We start from the raw sequence: 17,609 nt of genomic DNA on the forward strand, positions 1-17,609 counted from the left end.
AAGATCAGGATACGAGGCGCGGCCTCGGATAGGGCACGATGAACTGGCCGCCGCGTGCCCGGAATGCTTCTTGCTGCGCATAGATCTCGTCGAAGAAGTTCCAGGCCAGCATGAAGAGCACGTCGGGCTGCTCCTCCTCGATCGCCTCGACCGGCTTGATCGGGATGCGCGTGTTCGGGGAGAACAGCCCCTGCTTCAGCGGGTTCTTGTCGACCAGAAAATCGAGATCGTCCGCGCCGATCCCGTAATAGGTGATCGTCGTGCTGCCGCGCGCGGAGGCGCCATACCCGGCGATGCGCTTTCCTTCGGCCTTGAGCCGATCGATCATCTCGTGCAGCTCGCGCCCGATGGCGTCGAATTCCTGCTTGCGCGTGTCGTAAACGGCTTTGTCGAGCATGCCGACCGCGGCTTCCTCGTCGAGCATTGTCTGCACATTCGGGCCGATCGGAAAGCCTGCCGACTTGCGCGTCATGAAGGTGCGGAACGAGCCGCCGTGGATCCCGTCGAGATAGGTGACGTCGCTCACCTCGAGATCGAATTTCCCGGCGAGCTTCACCATCGAAAGCACGCTGAATTCGGACACGTGCTCGTGGTACATGTTGTCGAATTCGGCCTTCTCGAGCATTTCCTTGGCCCAGGGCACTTCGATGATGAAGGTGCCGTCATCCTCCAGCATGATGCACACCGCTTCCATGAAGTCGTCGAGGTCGCCGATGTGGTTGAAGGTGTTGGTCGTGGTGATGACCTTGGCCTTGCCGCGCGCCTCGCTCACCTCGGTGGCGGACTGCGGGTGGAAATAGGAGATGTGCGTCTCGACCCCGCGCTCGGCGGCGATGGCGGCGATATTCTCGGCCGGGTCGAAGCCCAGCGTCTTGCAGCCGCGCGCATTGCAGGCAGCGAGCAGCAGGCCGTCGTTGCTGCCGATATCGACGATCAGCCCTTCGGTTCCGGCCCGTTCGGTGATGACGTCGGCAAATTCCTCGAAGTGGCTGTGCATCGTCGCCGCGCCCGAGGGCACGTAGAGGTAATGCGAGAAGAAGTTCTCCGGAATCTGGTCCGCCACCGCGATCAGCCCGCATTCGAGGCAGGCATGTGCATTGAGCGGGAAAGCCGGTTGCGGATCGTCCATGTCTTCCGGCCGGATCAGCATCTGGCCCGGCGAATGCTCGCCATATTCGAGGAACAGGTAAGGGTCCGCAGCCCCGCAGGCACGGCAGGTGTCGAGCGTCGCCTTGCGCAGGCGCTCGGTGGACTGGGGATCAAGCATTGACGGCCTCGCTGGCAGGAGTGGACAGGCGGGACTTGGCGAAATCCCGGAAGGTTTCGTGCATGTAGTCGATCTGCGCCTCGTCGAGGCCGTGGTGGCAGGCGAGCAGGATGCCGCCGCGCATGACCTGGTCGGCGATCGGATAGCCGTCCGCCGACACGCGCGCTTCGACCGACTTCATCGCCGGCTGGCGCAGGATGTTGCCGGTGAAGACCGGGCGCGTCTGGATGTCGCGTTCTTCCAGCCAGATCTGCAGCTCGCGGCGCTCGAAGGGCGCATCGGGCCGGATCGTCATCGGGAAGGAGAGCCAGCCGGTGCGGGACTCTTCCATCTGCTCCGGCAGGATGAACCACTCTTCGTAATCCTTGAAGAATTCCATCTGGCGGGCGAAATTGTGCTCGCGTGCGGCGATGTTCTTGTCGAGCTTGTCGAGCTGCACGAGGCCGAAAGCGGCACCCATTTCGGACGGCTCGACATTGTAGCCGAGCTCGTCGAACAGGAATTTCGCATCGTAGCTGATGCCGTCGACATCGACGTTGAAGCGTTTCTCGATGCTCTCGGAGTCCTGGTAGAGCGACGAGGTCCGGCCCCAGGAACGCAGCAGCAGCGCCTTGCGCGCCAGTTCCTCGTCCGAAACGCACAGCATGCCGCCATTGCCCGCCGCGTTGATGACATGCGAGCCGTAGAAACTGGTTGTGCTGATGTCCGAACGCGTACCGGTGCTGGTCCCACGGAGGGTGGCGCCCAGCGTATCGGCACTGTCCTCGATGACTTTGAGATCATGGTGGTCGGCCAGCTCGCGGATCCTGTCCCAGTCGGGCAGGTTGCCGATCAGCGAGGGGATCATCATGGCCCTGGTCTTCGGCCCGATCATTTCCTCGATCTTGTCGACGTCGATATTGTAGGTGCCCACGGCGGCGTCGATGAACGCGGGGACCAGCCTCCCGCGGACGATCGGCGCCACCGTGGTGGCGAAAGTGAGCGCGGGCGTAATGACCTCGCTCCCCTCCTCCAGGTCGAGCAGTTCCATGGCGAGATAGTTCGCCGAAGATCCCGAATTGACCATGATGCCATGCTTCTTGGCGAACAGCGCGGAGACGCGTTCCTGCATGGCGCGAACCTTGGGACCCATCTGGGTCGAGGTCCTGAGCACTTCGACGACGGCGGCGATTTCCTCTTCGCCGTGGACGGTCTGGCCATAATTCACGCGCATACGGGGCGTTTCCCTTCCTGCTGGTTCATGGATGGTTCGATGCCGCAGAAGCGGTCGATCTGGTCGAGGGTGAATTCGCGCAGGTCGTCGCGGCCCGCAGCATAGGTTCGGTACCACTCGGCGGTCATCGCGATCGCCTCGTCGGTGGTGAGCCGGGGCTGCCAGCCGAGACGCTGCTGCGCCTTGCTGCTGTCGAGCGTCAGGAGCCGCGCCTCGTGGGGTTCGTCGGGGCGTTTTCCGAAAGCGATTTGCGCCGCACCGGGGCCCCAGGCGCTCTGCAAGCGGCGCGCAATTGGCTCAACCTCCTGGAACGCGCTGGGAGAAGGACCGAAGTTCCAGGCTTCGGCGAATTTCGCGCCGTCATCCGAGAGCAGGCGCGCGCCGATTTCGAGGTAACCGGAGAGCGGCTCGAGCACATGCTGCCAGGGGCGAACGCTAGCCGGGTTGCGGATCGTGACCGCGGTGCCGGACAGCGTCGCGCGGATGATGTCGGGGATGAGCCGGTCCACCGCCCAGTCGCCGCCGCCGATGACGTTGCCGGCACGCACGGTCGCGATATGCGGCGAGCCGGGCGTGGAATAGAACGATCGGCGAAAGGAGCTGGCAACGAGTTCGGTGCAGCCCTTCGAGGCGCTGTAGGGGTCGGAACCGCCGAGCTGGTCGGTCTCGCGATAGGGCCATTCCCACTCGTGGTTCTCGTAGCACTTGTCGCTGGTGACTACGACTACCCCCTTGAGCGAGGGCATATGGCGCACGCGGTCGAGCACGACGGCTGTGCCGGTGACATTGGTCGCGAAGGTATCGACCGGATTTTCGTAGGATGGGCGGACGAGCGATTGCGCGGCCATGTGGATCACGAGGTCGGCATCGACGCCTTCGGTCGCCCGGGCAAAGTCCTCGGCCGAGCGAATGTCGCCGATCCGGTGGTCGATCACCCGCGCAAGGTCGAGCGAGGCGAACATCGAGGGGCCCGGCGGCGGGTCGAGCGCCACACCGATTACCTCCGCACCGAGCCGGTCGAGCCACAGCGACAGCCACGAGCCCTTGAAGCCCGTGTGCCCCGTTACAAGCACGCGCTTGGCGGAGTAGCAGCTGGCCAACGCCGCCATCGGGACGGGGGGCAGGTCAGGCATTGACCAGCTGCACCTGGGCGTCCGTCGACAGGACCGGCTTGCCGTTCTCGAAATCGAGCCACGGCGGCAGGGTCTGCGAGCCCAGCTTGTTCAGCGTGTCGCGGTCGCGGACGGTATCCATCGGGTGCCAGAAACCCTTGTGCTTGAACGCCATCAGCTCGCCGTCATGGGCGAGCTTGGTGAGCGGCGCCTGCTCGAGCGGTTCCTCGTCGCTGGTCAGGTAATCGAGCACGCCCGGTTCGAAGACGAAGAAGCCGCCGTTGATCCAGGTTTCGTGCTTGCGCACCTTTTCGGTGAATTCGGACACCTGGTTGCCATTCAATTCGAGGTTGCCGAAGCGCGCGGGCGGCTGGACCGCGGTAACGGTCGCCAGCTTGCCGTGCGATTTGTGGAAGTCGACCAGTGCGCCGATATCGATGTTGCCGACACCGTCGGAATAGGTGACCATGAACGGCTCGTCGTCGAGCCAGTCGCGCAGGCGCTTGATGCGGCCGCCGGTCATGGTCGAAAGGCCGGTGTCGACCACCGACACCCGCCAGTCGACCTTCGACGTGGGGCGCAAATCCATCTCGCCGTTCCCGATGCCGACCGTGAAGTCGTTGGTCATCAGGTGCAGGTCCTGAAAGAAGCTCTTGATCGAGATCGCCTTGTAGCCGCAGGCGACGATGAAATCGGAGAAGCCGAAGCGGTCGTAGATGTCCATTACGTGCAGCATGATCGGACGACCGGCAACCTCGACCATGGGCTTGGGAATGCGGACGGTTTCCTCCGCGAGACGGGAGCCGAGCCCACCTGCCAACAGAACCACCTTCATGTGCATGTCCTTCCACTTCGCTGGTCTGCGGAGCGCACGAAATGCCCTCCAACATGCAGAGGACTCTACGGAAGGCGGCGGTTTCGCCGAAATGGGCATCGGGGTTAGGCAGCTTTAGCCAGACCCCCTCCCAAGGGGCTAGCACCATACGAAATGGTCAGCGTGGCCGGACGTAGATATCGAAGGCCCGCGTTCCCTGTCCATGCCGCGAGGCACGGTATCCGCGCGAAGCGGCATAGGTTGCGAAATCGCCTGCCATGGCCTCGTTCCGGTTCACGAGGATCGCGTCGGGCGGCCTTGCGTCGAGGAAACCCGGCAGTCGCGAGGAAGACGTCGTGCGGTAGAACGGCTCTTCTTCGGCGGAGAGGAACGGGGCGACGCGGTAGACGAATTGCCCGGCGGCAAATTCCGGGTAGATCGCGTAGCCGCCTTCGATGGCCATGACCGGAGTGAGTGTCGCCACGAGGTCGCCCTTGCGCAAGCCGGCCGCTGCGCCCGCTTTCGCCACCTCGCGCTTCAGCGATAGCGCATCCCACGACCCGGGGGCGGCGAGGCCGGCGAGGCCCGCCCCCAGCCGCGGGGCCCCGTTGACGAGCGCCAGCGCGGCGACGCTCGCCAGCAGGGAAAGGGCGAGTGTTCTCTGACGCGGGTCGATCAGGCCGGACAGCACCAGAACCAGGATCAGGAGGAAGGGCAGCGGCGGCACGAAATACTGCGGAAAGGACGGCGAGGGAACGAAGGCCACGACCACGCCGCACAGCGCAAGCGCGCACAGCATCACGATCCGCCAGTCCAGCAGGGATTGCCAACGCTCGATCGCGGCCATCGCCAGCAAGCTACCGGCGAGCACCAGCGCCAGCAGGCTGGTGTTGGCCAGCCAGATGCTTTCCGCCATCAGGATCTTGCCCTTGACGTCCATGACCTTGGGAAGATCGGCGCTCGACCAGTAGGCGGCCTGCAAGTTCGTGAAGTAGCCGATCGTGTGGGCGAGGACGGATTGCGGATCGGCAACGAAATGCAGCAGCGTCGGCAAGCCGCCGACTAGACCGCCGATGGCGAGCGGCAGGAGTCCGCGAACGATCCGTTGGTTTACCGTCATGGCGGGATTGGCCACCAGCGTCGCGATGGCGAAGACGGGCGCGAGGAAGACGAAATTGGCTTTGAACCCTATGGCCAGCGACGCCAGGAAACCGGCCGCGGCAAGGTGCGCGATGCTAGGTCGGTCGGGCTCGAGCCCACGGAAGAGGCAAAGGGTTGCGGGGAACACCAGCGCGACGGGGATGAAGCCGTTGGTCGCCAGCATGCCGGCTTCGCCGAGCAGTACGGTATTGCCGATCAGGATGAAGGCGACCGCGAAGAAGGCCGCTCTGCCCGAGGCGAGCTGGCGCGAAAGTGCCCAGAGCGACCCGATCGCCAGCAGCCAGGCAAGGATCACGACCACCCGGGCGGTCAGCAGGTAGTGGTCTGTCCCGAGCAGCTTGAAGGCGGCACCGAACGTGTAGACGAGATTGGGCAGGTGGTTGTACCCGAGGTCGCGATAGATATCGCCGTTGCCCAGCTGGCTTGCGACCGCGACGAACAGGTTCTCGTCGCGATTGAGCGCATAGGACAGTATGCGTCCGACGACCCCCAGCACGCCGAGCGCGAGAACGCCCCAGGCGATGGTCGAACTCGCCGCCTGCCGCCTGCCGAGCGGCGTGCCTGCCGACCGTGGCTCCGCTGATACCGGCTGGTGCATGGCGCGAAAGATGCGCCCGCCGGCCAGCGCAGGCGAGCGGAAAGACGAGATACCTCTTTCGGATGCTGTCGCCGGGCGCTCCAGCCGTCGGAGCGACAGCCGTTTTCGGGTGCATCAAAAGGGGGTTAGACCAAATGAACCGCCTCGCCGGCGTTGTGGCCGTGCTAATGCGGGATGCGTGATCTTCAGCAGGACGGACAAGCTCCTTGGCAGGCCGACATATCGCATTCCTGATTACGGCGCTGGGAGCGGGCGGGGCGGAGCGCGTGATCGCGATCCTGGCGCGCAACTGGATCGCGCGGGGCGATTCCGTCACGATCCTGACCTTCGATGCGGATAGCGATCCGGTCTATCACGCGCTGCCGCAGCAGGTGCAATTGCACCGGATGGGCATGCTAGACGCGAAGGGCTTTCGCGGAAACATGCGCAAGGTCGCCGCCTTGCGCCGCGCAGTGGAGGAAGTCGCGCCGGATGTGCTGGTCTCCTTCCTGACGAAGAACAATTTGCTCGCCGCCCTGGCCTGTCTCGGCACCGACACGCCGCTGGTCTGTTCCGAGCGCAACAATCCCGAACGCCAGACTACCCATCCCCTCTGGAACGTCATGCTTCGCTGGGCCTATCGGCGCGCCGATGCCATCGTCTGCCAGACCGAAGCGGTTAGGCGCTGTTTTCCGGCAAGCGTTCAGGATCGCCTGGCCGTCATCTACAATCCGATCGAGGCTTTTGCCCGTGATCCCGACGCTGCACAGAGCAGGACCATCTGTGCAGTGGGGCGGCTCACCCCGCAAAAGGATTTCCAGACCCTGATACGGGCTTTCGCGATGATCGCTCCGAAGCACGAGGGATGGAGCCTGCAAATCTGGGGATCCGGAGAACTGCGGCAAAAGCTGCAGGACCTGATCGAGGCTCTGGCGATGCAGGACCAAATTACGCTCCCCGGCAATACCTCCATGCCCGGCGAATGGGCGCGAAGCGCGGCGTTCTTCGTGATGTCGTCGCGCTACGAAGGTTTCGGCAATGCGCTGGCAGAAGCCGTCGCCAGCGGCATGCCCGTGATCTCCACCGATTGCGATTTCGGGCCGGCCGAGATCGTAACCGAAGGACGCAGTGGCCTGCTGGTCCCGGTTGGCGACGAACGGGCGATGGCAGATGCGATCTCGCGGATGATCGAAGACCGCGACCTGAGGCGCAGATGCGCGATCGAAGGGCCCCGGCAGGCGGCGCGCTTCCGGACTTCGGCGGTGGTGGAGCAATGGGCCGAGCTGATCGAAGGAATCGCCAGGAGGCCGCAATCCCGGCTCCCGGCTGACAGGGTGGCACTCGCAACCGGGACCACGCGGTGACGGATCGCGCATTGCGGGTTCTCTTCACCTCGGCTGGGCGGAGGGTCGAGCTGACCCGCTGCTTCCGCGCGGCAGCGGGCAAGCTCGGGCTCGGCCTCGAAGTGCATGCCTGCGATCTCGATCCCGAACTCAGCGCCGCTTGTCGTGACTCCGACGCGCGCTTTGCCGTGCCGCGCTGCACCGATCCGGCTTATGTCGATGTGCTGCTGGAGTATTGCGCCGCAAATGCGATCCGCCTGCTGGTCCCGACCATCGACCCCGAACTCGATGCACTGGCATCGGCGGCACCGCGTTTTGCGGCCATCGGAACGACGGTCCATGTGAGCTCGCCGGAAACCATCGCGGTGGTGCGGGACAAGGCGCTGACCGCCGCCACGCTCGCCGAAGCCGGTGTTCCGGTTCCGCGCACCACCACGCCCGAGGCGGTTCGCGATGGCGCGGTCGACTGGCACTGGCCGGCCTTCATCAAGCCATCGGGCGGCAGCGCGAGCAGGGGGATCGGTGTGGTTCGCTCCGCCGCCGACCTCGCGCCCAGTTACCCCGAGCCGATGATCCTCCAGGAATTGCTCGAGGGCGAAGAATATACGGTCAATATTTATGTCGATCGCGATGGTGCGCTGCGATCCGTCATCCCGCATGTGCGCCTATCGGTTCGCGCGGGCGAGGTAGAGAAGGGGCGCACGGTCCGCCGCGACGACATCGAGGACGTGGCGCGCAGAATCGTGGAGGCGCTCCCCGGCCTGCGCGGGGTCGCCTGCTTCCAGCTTATCGACGACGCCGCGCGAGGGCTGCGCGTATTCGAAATCAATGCCCGCTTCGGCGGCGGCTATCCGCTGGCCGACCATGCCGGCGGTCGGTTCGCGGAGAGCCTGCTCGCCAGCATCTCTGGGGGGGAGGAATGCGCGTCCAATTCCTGGACCGAGGGTGCGACCATGCTCCGCTATGACGCAGCGGTGTTCGTGTGATCCAGCTGGCCACGAAGGTCGTCGTGCTCGATCTCGACGATACGCTCTATCTCGAGCGCGACTTTGCCCGCAGCGGCTATGTCGCGGTCGGGCGGTCGCTCGCCGGGCAGGTCGATCCCGACAGATTCGCCCAACGCTGCTTCGACGTGCTCGAGGAAGGACGGCGGGGCGATATTTTCGATATCGTGCTCGCGGAGTTCGGCGTAGCGGTCGGGGACAGCACGATCGCCGATCTGGTCGAAATCTATCGGGAGCATGAGCCAGTGATCGAAGTGTGCGCGGACGCGGCGCGCTTCCTCGATCGCTTCGCCGGACGCGACACCGCGATCATCACCGACGGGCCTGCGCGGACGCAGCAGGCGAAGCTCGACGCGCTCGGCCTGTCGGGACGGATCGGCCACTGCATCCTTACGGGAAGCTTCGGGAAGGGGCAGGGCAAGCCGCACCCACGCGCTTACGAGGACGTGGCAGGCCGCTTCGGACGGGCGGCCTGCGACCATGTCTACATCGCCGACAATGCGGCGAAGGATTTCGTGACGCCCAAGGCGATGGGTTGGCGGACGATCCAGGTCATGCGGCCCGGCCGAATCCATGGTGGGCAAGCTCCCACCCGTGCCCATGCAGCCGATCACGCGGTTATCGACCTCGACCGTTTGATCCCGGCCTGAAACGGTCAGCGAGAGTGGGGCCGGGCTCCGGCCTCGGTCAGTCTTTCGCCCAGCACCATGACTAGGAACGTGCGCATGAGGATCGCCAGATCGAGGCGCCAGTTCGCTTGCCGGACGTAGAAGAGATCGAGCGCGATCTTGTCGTCGAGTTCGAGCAGGGCATTGCCGTTCACCTGCGCCCAACCGGTCAGTCCGGGCAGGACCTCGCCGCGCTCGCGGCCGCGCTCACCGAGGCTTGAGACGGTTTCCGGCAGCAAGGGCCGGGGACCGACGAAAGCCATGTCGCCCCGCGCGATCGACCACAGGCCCGGTAGCTCGTCCAGCCGCGACCGGCGCAGGAAGCGCCCCCACGCCGTCACCCGTTCGCTGTCGGGCAGGAGCTTGCCATCGGCACCCACGGCATCGGTCATAGAACGGAACTTGACCATCGTGAACGGCCGGCCGCCCAGGCCCGATCGCTGCTGGCGGAAGAGGACCGGCGTGCCCATGCCGACTGCGGTGATCACCGCAAGGACCAGCAGCAGCGGCGCGGTCAGAATGCTGAGGACAAGTGCGACGAACCGCTGCATCGCATCAGGTCACGCCGCGGCTTGCTTGCGTCCGAACAGCCGGCGGATCTGGTCGAGGAAGCCGATCCGCTCCGGCACGTCGTCCGTGTAATAGTCCGAGGCTTCCATGTAGAACTGGACCGAGTCCCCGTAGCGACGGCGGGCGTGTTCGGCGTAATCGACATGGTCGAAGATCACGCCGTTGACCTGGCTTCCGAGCAGCTCGAGCGTGGCCTTCATCTGGTCGACGCTGGTCCGGCCCCACCGCGCGACCACGACCGTGTGGTCAGTATAGTCGCACATGGCGCGCGCATCGCGCACGGCAAGGGCGGCCGGCGCATTGATGATGACCTTGTCGAACCGCTTGCGAAGCTCGCCGATCAGCACCTGCAGGCGGTAGGTGGTCAGGATCGACGCCGGGTCGCGCACGGGCCGATTGGCGCTCAGGAGGACGATGCGCGGACGGTCTTCCTCGTCATGTTCGCCGGTGCGCTGCCATTCGATCAACGCTTCCTTCGGCGTGGAATCGATCAGGTGGTCGAGATCGGCCTTGCCGGTGATCACGTCGACGATATCGGGGGTGTTGAGCTCGTTTTGCAGCGACTGCAGCAGGCCGCGCTTGCGCAGGTCGAGGTCGAGCACGACGGCGGATTCGCCATAGCTGATCGCGGTGGCCGCCAGCGTGAGCGAGACGGTCGACTTGCCGTCGCCCGGCAAGGGCGAGGTCACCAGCACGGTTTGCGAAGGCGCGCCGTCGGCAAGGGCGCGAAGTTCGGAGTAGGTCGAGCGGGCCGCTTCGCCGAACAGCGATTGCGGATCGCGCAGCACGAGGTTCTCGTCCACCCGTTCCGAAATGCCCGAGGAGATGATCGGCAGCATGCCGAGCGTGGGCATGCCGAAGTGGCGGCGGATCTGCGCCGAAGTCCGCAGGCGGTCGTCGATCAGGTCGCGCGCCAGCGCGATCAGCACCGCGATCGTCGCCGAACCGAAGAAGGCCAGCAGGATCATCTTGAGCGGTTCGGGGGAAATCCGCGCATAATTGGGCACGGCGGGCGAGACGAGCTCGGTATTCACGCCTTCGAGCTGCATCTGCGCCTGCACCTGTTCGATGCGGTCGGCGATCGAGGTATAGGCGTCGTTGGCGAGCATGCTCGCGCGTTCGAGCTTCGACAGTTCCGCCATGTTGGCGTTGTTGCTGAACGCCTTTTCCGTGAGGGTCGCGACCGCGCCCTGCAGGCGCGACGCGCGGGCGGCATCCATGGCCGCATCGCTGCGCGCCAGGGCCGACATCCGGCCGGCTTCGGCCGCCGCCACTTCGTTCGCTGCGGCGCGCGCCCTCGAGCGTTCGGCGGCGAGTGCGGAGTCGACCGTAGCCAGCTGCGAGTTCACGCGCACGACGTCGGGGTGGTTGGGTCCGAAACTCGCGCCCAGCCGGGCCTTTTCGGCCAGCAATGTCCCTTGCTGGCGCTCCAGCTGCTCGACCGCGGCGGAGCTTGCCTGGGCGGTGCTGCGGATCGAGGCTGCTCCGGCCACGCCCGCGCTGCGCGAGGCCGACCCGGCGCTGTTCGCGCTGGCCGAAGCGGCTTCGGCAGCGACGCGGTTGATCTGGGCGAGGTCTTCCTGGCTCCCCGCGCCGACCAGCATGCCGGTCTGCGCGCGGAAATCGGACAGGGCGAGCGCCGCCGTCTGTGCTGCATCGAGCCGCTTAGCCTGTTCGGCCTTGAGCGAATCCAGCAGCTCCATGCGCTTCTCGTTGCTGCGCGAATTGCGCACCACGCGGACGGATTCGGGATACTGGTTGGCGATGCGCGCCGACAGCTCGGGATCCATCGTCGTCACTTCGATCTGCAGCAGGTCCGAATTGCCGTCGCTGGTGACCTGGCTCAGCTGCAGAAGACGCGTCGTCGCCGCCTGCATCATGTCCTTGCGATCGCCCGCAACGCCGCCGAGTTCAGCGAGAAACGCAGGGTCGTTGAGCAGGTCGAGATCGTCGATGACCCGCTCGGTCGCCGAGCGCGAGCGATAGAGGCGGACGGCGTTGCCGATCCGCTGTTCGTTGCGCGCGTAGATATCGGCCTGGTTGGTCCCGACCTCGTCGAGCAGTTCGACCTGGACTTGCGAGACCGACATGTACTGGTTCGGCGCGAGGAATTGTTGTGTCGCAACCGCCAGCGTGGTGATGGCCACGATGGCGGCGATCATCAGCTTGTGGCGCTCGATCAGGCGCAGGATATCGCGCAGCGACATGACCTGCGGCATGGGCGCGGGGTCGTAACGGGGCTGGTGATCGTAAGGTCTGCCTGGCAGGTGGTGGCTTCCGGCGGGTTGGGTGGTAAGCAGGTTTGGCATAGGCTGGTTCCGGTTGCGCACGATGCCCCGCACCGGTTCGGGCCGGTCCTGTGGGCAAGAGGACTATGCCTGTCCGCCCTGCGCGACCCAATCGCTCATAGGATAAAATCGCGGCTTATAGAGATTAGCCCTTTTAGGTAGCGGGACCTGCCGCAGTATTGTCGGGCTGCTAGCTCTACGACCGGGATGCGCTCGCCGGGCTCAATCCCGCGTAGGGCTTCGCCCCGGCGATGGAAGCGTAGAGATCGTGATAACGGCGCACGATCGCGTCGATCGCATACAGCCGTTCGATCCTTCGTCGTCCGCTGTGACCCAATATGGCGCGCTGTTCCGGTGGCATGGCTGCGATGCGTACGAGCGCGGCGGCCAGAGCGGACGGATCCTGCGGCGGAACGACGATTCCCTCCTGCCCGACGACCAGCGCGCTGTCGCCGACGTCGGTGGCGACGACCGGGACGCCGCAGAGCAGCGCTTCCCCGATTACATTGGGGAAGCCTTCGCCCCAGCCGGACGGCATTGCGAGGACGTCGAGCCCGGGCATCCATTCGGCGATATCGAAGCGTGCCCCGCTGGAGGTCAGGCCACCTTGTCCAATCAGCGCCTGCAATTCGGGCGGCGCTTCCTCGAGCCCTCTCCCGACCATCAGCAAGTGAAGCCGTGCGTCGGCCTGCCGGGCAATCGCGAAGGCGCGGGCGAGATTGTCATGCCCCTTCATCGGGTGCAGGCGGGCGACACAGCCGATGACGACGGCGTCGCGAGGGATGCGGAAGAGAGCCTCGAGCCGTTCGCGCCCCTTGGGATCGGGACAGTACTGCGCGCAGTCGAAGCCGTTGGGGACGACCTGCCTTCGCCCGGCCGAAAAGCCGTATGCCTCGTGCTGGAGGGCGGCGGCCTGCGAATTGTAGACGATCGCGTCGGGCGTGCCGGACAGCGGACGGCTGAGCGCGAGAAGTGCGCGCGTCTTCGCCGGCTCGCGGCGCGGATCGGCGAGGGAATGGCGCACGTTCCAGATAGTCGGTACCCTGCGGCCAACGGCCAGCCTGGCGAAGGACGCCGCGAGGTTTCCGTGGTACATCCAGCCGTGCAGGATATCGGGCTTGGCCGCGCGGACATAGCCGCGGAGGCGCAGCGCGGCGGCCGGTGTCGCCAAGCCGCGGCCCATGTCGAGGCAATCCACGCGCACGCCGGTCCGCTCGATCCGTTCCGCCAAGGGGCCGCGCGGAAGGAGCGAAAGCACCTGCTGGCTGTCCGGATGCGGCTCGGCCTCCATCAGCTTGGCGAGCATGTTTTCGGCGCCGCCGATGTTGAGCCCTGTGATGATATGCAGGATCTTCATTGTGCGCCGCCCGTCGGGCCGTTTTCGCGGATGAGGCGATCGCTGAGGTCGTCGAGAAACTGCTCGAGATTGGCGACGCCATCGCCATCCGCATCGAGCCAGGGGTCGGACATCGCGGGGTCCGTGCCGTTTGCGCGTTCCCAATCGTCGTCCATCCCGTCGCCATCCGCGTCCGGGTAGGGCGTGCCGGATGCGATGGCCGGTATGGTCCCCGGCTGGCTTGCGAGGCTGCCGCGCCGTGCTGCGACTTCGCCGACGACCTGCTCGTCGAGGGCGTCACGGGGGAAGGCGCCGGCCGACGCCAGAACCGCGGCATAGGCCTCCGCAGCCGGGCGCGGGGAATGGGAGAACGGGCAGGGCGGTTGCGGCCGGACGATGGCGTCCAGCGATCGGTCGATATGGACGAAGGACCCGATGAAGCCGTTGCCGCGCAGGTAGGCACTGCCTTCGCCCGTGCTGCCGATGGTCTGGCGGACGATGCCGACCGCCGAGCTGCTCGTATCCGGTCCCGCGATGAAGCTGTTGCCCACGAGGGCGACGGGGCTCCCGCCGTAGGTCTCCCAGACTTCCGCGAACTCGCTGCGCGCGTTGTAGAACACGTTGCCGAAGATCTCGACGCAGGAGCCGGGCATGAAGTTGATATCCGGATTGCGGTCTCCGCTGTGCGCACACAGATTGCCGATGAAGCTCAAGGTTTGCCGTCCGGTCGGGTCCGAGCCGAGCAGAGCGCATTTGTCGTGACGCGGGATAGCCCAGGCGAAGATCGAATTGCTGATCGTGATCGCATCGTTCTGGGCGTGACCGTTGATCAGTTCGTCGCGCGCCCAGCTGGCGCTCACGTGGTCGATGATGACGCGCTCGCTCTGCTCGATCGTGATCGCATCTTCGCCGCCGCGGTTGTTGCCGATGCGGTCCGGGCGCACGCGCAAGTGGCGGATGACGACATCGTGCGATTGCTTGACGACCAGCGGGGTAGCGCCCGCCTCGCCGCCGGCATGGGCCAGCGTGATCCCGCCGCCCGGCGCGGTCTGGCCGGCAATGGTGATGAAGGGGTTGCGGATACGCGGCGGCGCGGTGGTGTAGCGGATGACGCCCGAGACCCGGAACACGCACACGCGCGGTCCATCGGCCTCGATACAGGCGCGCAGGCTACCCGGGCCGGAATCGTCCAGCGTCGTCACCGGGATGATCCGCCCTCCGCGCCCGCCCGCGCTCACCGCCCCGAAACCTTGCGCGCCGCGGAAGGCGAGGGGGCCTTCCGGCGGTGCCACCTGCTCGGCATCGCTGGTTTCAACTTGCCGCGCCATGCCGTTGCCCGGCCCCGAACAGGCCGCGATCAGGATCGTCAGGAGCGCGAGCGAGGCCCTGAACCCCGACGCCCGTTCGTGCGGGGTGGCGGCTAGCGTGGCACCCGGCGAGGGCGCTTCGACCGTCGATTTGCAGTGCTGGGCCAAGTGAGAACTCGCTGCTTTGCCTGATCAATCCCGCTGCGGCAGGGATCGCCGGGGTTGTAGACGATGTGCCCGGCATCCCGACCGTCTCTTTAGGGTTAGCTCGCCAGCCGAATGGGCCGCGCCCTAGCCCGATGGCCTTTGGGCCTGGTCCGCGAAGCAGGTTAAACCGGGATGGAACCAAGGGCTGGGCAGGATCGAGGATGTACCGCTCCACCGCATACGCGGAAGACGATCGGGACCGGGAACGGACGGAAACGACCGTGCCGGCCGGCTGGTCGCGTCGCGACGTGCTGGTCAACCTCTGCCTTATCGCCGGGTTTTTCACGCTGTCCTGGGGTCTCGTGCGGTATGGCGCCTGGACCTATGCGAGTGCAGGCGGGATCAACCTGACGCTGTCCGACATGTTCCTCCTCGTCGTATTGCTGCTGTTGCTCGGCCGCGGGCAACTCAACGCCAGCCCGTTCGGGGCGACCACACCAGTGTGGTTCCTGGGCTTCCTGCTGTTCATCGGCGGCCTGCTGGCCAGCACGCTCGTCAACGGCGATCCGCTGCGCTGGCTCAGCGTCGGGGGACAGTATGTCTTCGCCCTGCTGGCGATTCCGATGATGCTGGCCAGCTTCCACCGCGAGCTGCTGGACAGGTGCATGGTCGCGTTCGTGATCGGCGTCGCCCTGTCGCAGGCGGTCACCTTCGTCGCGAGCTTCTTCGTCGATTATCACGATGTCTGGGAATTCATGGGCATGGACTTCATTACCGTGCGCGGGCGGATCGGGGCGTTATCCGGCAATGCCAACATCAACGGTGCCATGAACACTTTCGGCCTGCTCATGGCGCTCTACGCCGCGCGCCGCTCGCTCATGCCCAAATGGCTCCTGCTGCCTTGTGCGGGATTCCTGGTGTGGGGCATCATCGCCAGCGCCAGCTTCACCGCGTTCTCGCTTGCCGCCATCGCGGTCCCGCTGTTCTGCCTTATCGTCTGGCCGAGGAACACGATCCTGTTCGGCGTCCCCGCGCTGGTCCTGGTCATCGGTCTACTCGCATCCGGCATACCCCTGCCGGGAGCGTTCGAAGAGCGCGTGGCCGAGGCGCTGACGTCGGGCGATATCGAGGAGGCGGGGACCTTTGCCGGCCGCTGGCAGCTCGCCATCGAAGCCTGGCGGCTTTCGGGCGGGACGTTGCTCTTCGGCTACGGCGCGGATGGTTACAAGGAAATCAGCGCATATGGCGCACCCGTCCATGTCTTTCCCTTGCTGGTGCTGACCGAAGGAGGGCTCGTCTCGCTGGTAGGCCTCGTGGTGATGATCCTGCTCCTGTGGGCGATCGGCGCATCGCTGCTGAAGCAAGACAGGGTCGACAGCGCGCTGACGCTCGGCCTGCTGGTCGTCTTTACAGGGTTCGCCTTTTCCGCACCGCACATGTACGCCCGGCTGTGGATCGGGCCGATCATGCTGGCCATGCTGCACGGGTTTGCGCCGCGGATCGAGAGCTTTGCCAGGCAAGGGACGAGGCGGGCAGAGCCGCTGCCCGTCCCGGCGGCAGGGCATCAACTCGCCTAGAAGCGAATGCGGACCCCGATACCGCCACGGAAGCGAGCGAATTCCTCCGTCGGAACGTCGCTGTCGCGGGTGCTGTAGCTTGCATCGGCGACGATCGAGAGGTTCCGGTTGACGACGTACTCCAGTTCGCCCTGGAACAGGCCCGTCCGATCGGTCGATCCTGTCTGCTGGAAGTCGTTCTGGACATAGGCACCGACGATGTAGGCGAAGAGGTTGTGCCGGATCTCCTGATGGACCGCGAGACTCGCGACCGTGTCGACGCGGCCACCGGGGGCGTTGCGGAAGGTGGCGACATCGCCGCGCGAAACACTCGCCACGAAGGCGGTTCGCGGCCGCGGCCGGTAGATCAGATTGCCCGCCAGCGACAGGCCCGACTGGGCATCGAGCGAGGGATCGTCGGGGTTGTTGCGGAACACGCCGACCGAGATATTGCCCTGCACGAGGCCACCCGGTTCGATATCGAGGCCGACCCTTCCGCCGATCGTGGTCGAGTCCCGCTCGATCCCGGCGGTGGTCGTGCTGAGGCGGAATTCGCGGCGGTTCACGAAGCCGGTCGCGGTGGCGAACACGGCGCCGCCGATGCGGAAGCCCACGGTCGCATCGCCGCCGTACGACCGGAAATCGCGGTTGGCGTCGGATGCGGCCAGCGCGTCGAACTTGGCAATTTCCGCGCGCAGGTCGAACAAGAGCTTGCCGCGGGTCCGGCGATAATTAGCATCCGCTTTCCAGACGTCGATCCTGCGCGGTCCGTCCAGCACCTGGTTGAGCGCCTCGGGGTCGCCGCGATCCTCGATCTCGCGGGCGTACGAGGCACCCACACGCAGGCTCTCGCCCTGGTTGGGCGAAAATGTCAGGTCGGTCGTGAATCGGGTTGCTTCGGAATTTTCGGTCGAGCGGTCGGCATAGCGCCGGATGTTCGACTGCGTCCCGAAGGCGACGTTAAGGGGCCCGGCATCGTAGACGGCGCGGGCGAAGGGCGCGACCTCGAAGACGATATCGTCGACCTCGTTGGCGTCCGCCGCATAGATATTGTCGTCATAATAGACGTTGGAGGCCGCGCCCACGGTCACCGCGAACGGACCGACCTGGGTGGGCTGGATCTCGTATTCGGGATCGTTGCGCGGGATGGCACCGGCCGTATCGGGCAGCGATTGCGCGGCCAGCGGCGAATGCATGAGCGCGAACAGGCCGGCCGATACCGGCAAGAGCGATGCGGTCCGCACGA

Annotated in this window: 14 protein-coding genes; 4 read left to right on the plus strand and 10 right to left on the minus strand. The window is 65.7% G+C overall.

Annotated elements, in window-relative coordinates; all coding sequences use genetic code 11:
- Nucleotides 1–4: 4 nt before the first annotated feature.
- The 5 genes from K3172_RS08015 to K3172_RS08035 all read right to left on the minus strand — a co-directional run bounded on the left by K3172_RS08015 (nt 5) and on the right by K3172_RS08035 (nt 6,165).
- Nucleotides 5–1,267 (minus strand): class I SAM-dependent methyltransferase, encoded by a 1,263-nt coding sequence (locus K3172_RS08015; RefSeq protein ID WP_221588584.1) that lies wholly within the window; start codon nt 1,265–1,267, stop codon nt 5–7.
- Nucleotides 1,260–2,480, minus strand: a complete 1,221-nt coding sequence (locus K3172_RS08020; RefSeq protein ID WP_221588586.1) for a DegT/DnrJ/EryC1/StrS family aminotransferase — start codon at nt 2,478–2,480, stop codon at nt 1,260–1,262. The genes K3172_RS08015 and K3172_RS08020 overlap by 8 nt, the downstream gene beginning before the upstream one ends.
- A complete protein-coding gene (gene rfbG, locus K3172_RS08025; RefSeq protein ID WP_221588588.1) occupies nt 2,471–3,613 on the minus strand; it encodes a CDP-glucose 4,6-dehydratase in 1,143 nt (380 codons plus the stop codon). Before rfbG ends, K3172_RS08020 begins: the two co-directional genes overlap by 10 nt.
- Nucleotides 3,606–4,427: a glucose-1-phosphate cytidylyltransferase gene (rfbF, locus tag K3172_RS08030; RefSeq protein ID WP_221588590.1), complete on the minus strand. Its 822-nt coding sequence runs from the start codon at nt 4,425–4,427 to the stop codon at nt 3,606–3,608. The genes rfbG and rfbF overlap by 8 nt, the downstream gene beginning before the upstream one ends.
- A 157-nt stretch (nt 4,428–4,584) precedes the next feature.
- Nucleotides 4,585–6,165: a glycosyltransferase family 39 protein gene (locus K3172_RS08035; RefSeq protein WP_221588592.1), complete on the minus strand. Its 1,581-nt coding sequence runs from the start codon at nt 6,163–6,165 to the stop codon at nt 4,585–4,587.
- A 206-nt stretch (nt 6,166–6,371) separates the two neighbouring features.
- On the opposite strand from K3172_RS08035, the gene K3172_RS08040 reads away from it, so the two are divergent.
- From K3172_RS08040 to K3172_RS08050, 3 genes are read left to right on the plus strand one after another with little or no spacing between them, the layout of a single operon-like run.
- Nucleotides 6,372–7,508 (plus strand): glycosyltransferase family 4 protein, encoded by a 1,137-nt coding sequence (locus tag K3172_RS08040; protein WP_221588594.1) that lies wholly within the window; start codon nt 6,372–6,374, stop codon nt 7,506–7,508.
- Nucleotides 7,505–8,473: an ATP-grasp domain-containing protein gene (locus K3172_RS08045; RefSeq protein ID WP_345725621.1), complete on the plus strand. Its 969-nt coding sequence runs from the start codon at nt 7,505–7,507 to the stop codon at nt 8,471–8,473. Before K3172_RS08040 ends, K3172_RS08045 begins: the two co-directional genes overlap by 4 nt.
- Nucleotides 8,470–9,141: an HAD family hydrolase gene (locus tag K3172_RS08050; RefSeq protein WP_221588596.1), complete on the plus strand. Its 672-nt coding sequence runs from the start codon at nt 8,470–8,472 to the stop codon at nt 9,139–9,141. The genes K3172_RS08045 and K3172_RS08050 overlap by 4 nt, the downstream gene beginning before the upstream one ends.
- 5 nt (nt 9,142–9,146) lie before the next feature.
- Here the strand turns inward: K3172_RS08050 and K3172_RS08055 are convergent, their stop codons facing one another.
- The 4 genes from K3172_RS08055 to K3172_RS08070 all read right to left on the minus strand — a co-directional run bounded on the left by K3172_RS08055 (nt 9,147) and on the right by K3172_RS08070 (nt 14,828).
- Nucleotides 9,147–9,710, minus strand: a complete 564-nt coding sequence (locus tag K3172_RS08055; protein ID WP_221588598.1) for a sugar transferase — start codon at nt 9,708–9,710, stop codon at nt 9,147–9,149.
- 9 nt (nt 9,711–9,719) lie between these two features.
- Nucleotides 9,720–11,948 carry a GumC family protein gene (locus K3172_RS08060; RefSeq protein ID WP_221588600.1) on the minus strand — a complete coding sequence of 743 codons (2,229 nt, stop codon included), beginning with the start codon at nt 11,946–11,948 and terminating at the stop codon, nt 9,720–9,722.
- A gap of 265 nt (nt 11,949–12,213) precedes the next feature.
- Complete coding sequence (locus tag K3172_RS08065; RefSeq protein WP_221588602.1) at nt 12,214–13,374, minus strand: glycosyltransferase; 1,161 nt, start codon at nt 13,372–13,374, stop codon at nt 12,214–12,216.
- The gene (locus K3172_RS08070; protein WP_247717966.1) at nt 13,371–14,828 is read right to left on the minus strand and encodes a pectate lyase family protein; all 1,458 of its coding nucleotides are present in this window, start codon (nt 14,826–14,828) and stop codon (nt 13,371–13,373) included. The genes K3172_RS08065 and K3172_RS08070 overlap by 4 nt, the downstream gene beginning before the upstream one ends.
- 200 nt (nt 14,829–15,028) lie before the next feature.
- Here K3172_RS08070 and K3172_RS08075 point away from each other — a divergent pair, with 200 nt between their 5' ends.
- Nucleotides 15,029–16,384, plus strand: a complete 1,356-nt coding sequence (locus tag K3172_RS08075) for a hypothetical protein (RefSeq protein WP_221588604.1) — start codon at nt 15,029–15,031, stop codon at nt 16,382–16,384.
- On the opposite strand, the gene K3172_RS08080 is transcribed toward K3172_RS08075, so the two are convergent.
- Nucleotides 16,381–17,607 (minus strand): outer membrane beta-barrel protein, encoded by a 1,227-nt coding sequence (locus K3172_RS08080; RefSeq protein ID WP_221588606.1) that lies wholly within the window; start codon nt 17,605–17,607, stop codon nt 16,381–16,383. The genes K3172_RS08075 and K3172_RS08080 overlap by 4 nt on opposite strands.
- Nucleotides 17,608–17,609 lie beyond the last annotated feature (2 nt).

This window comes from Qipengyuania proteolytica, from assembly GCF_019711565.1.
GTDB classification, from domain to species: Bacteria; Pseudomonadota; Alphaproteobacteria; order Sphingomonadales; family Sphingomonadaceae; genus Qipengyuania; species Qipengyuania proteolytica.

Bases quoted from the DNA above. Each gene is read 5' to 3' on its own strand.
- K3172_RS08015 (WP_221588584.1), bottom strand. From the start codon at position 1,267: ATGCTTGATCCCCAGTCCACCGAGCGCCTGCGCAAGGCGACGCTCGAC.
- K3172_RS08020 (WP_221588586.1), bottom strand. From the start codon at position 2,480: ATGCGCGTGAATTATGGCCAGACCGTCCACGGCGAAGAGGAAATCGCC.
- rfbG (WP_221588588.1), bottom strand. From the start codon at position 3,613: ATGCCTGACCTGCCCCCCGTCCCGATGGCGGCGTTGGCCAGCTGCTAC.
- rfbF (WP_221588590.1), bottom strand. From the start codon at position 4,427: ATGAAGGTGGTTCTGTTGGCAGGTGGGCTCGGCTCCCGTCTCGCGGAG.
- K3172_RS08035 (WP_221588592.1), bottom strand. From the start codon at position 6,165: ATGCACCAGCCGGTATCAGCGGAGCCACGGTCGGCAGGCACGCCGCTC.
- K3172_RS08055 (WP_221588598.1), bottom strand. From the start codon at position 9,710: ATGCAGCGGTTCGTCGCACTTGTCCTCAGCATTCTGACCGCGCCGCTG.
- K3172_RS08060 (WP_221588600.1), bottom strand. From the start codon at position 11,948: ATGCCGCAGGTCATGTCGCTGCGCGATATCCTGCGCCTGATCGAGCGC.
- K3172_RS08065 (WP_221588602.1), bottom strand. From the start codon at position 13,374: ATGAAGATCCTGCATATCATCACAGGGCTCAACATCGGCGGCGCCGAA.
- K3172_RS08075 (WP_221588604.1), top strand. From the start codon at position 15,029: ATGTACCGCTCCACCGCATACGCGGAAGACGATCGGGACCGGGAACGG.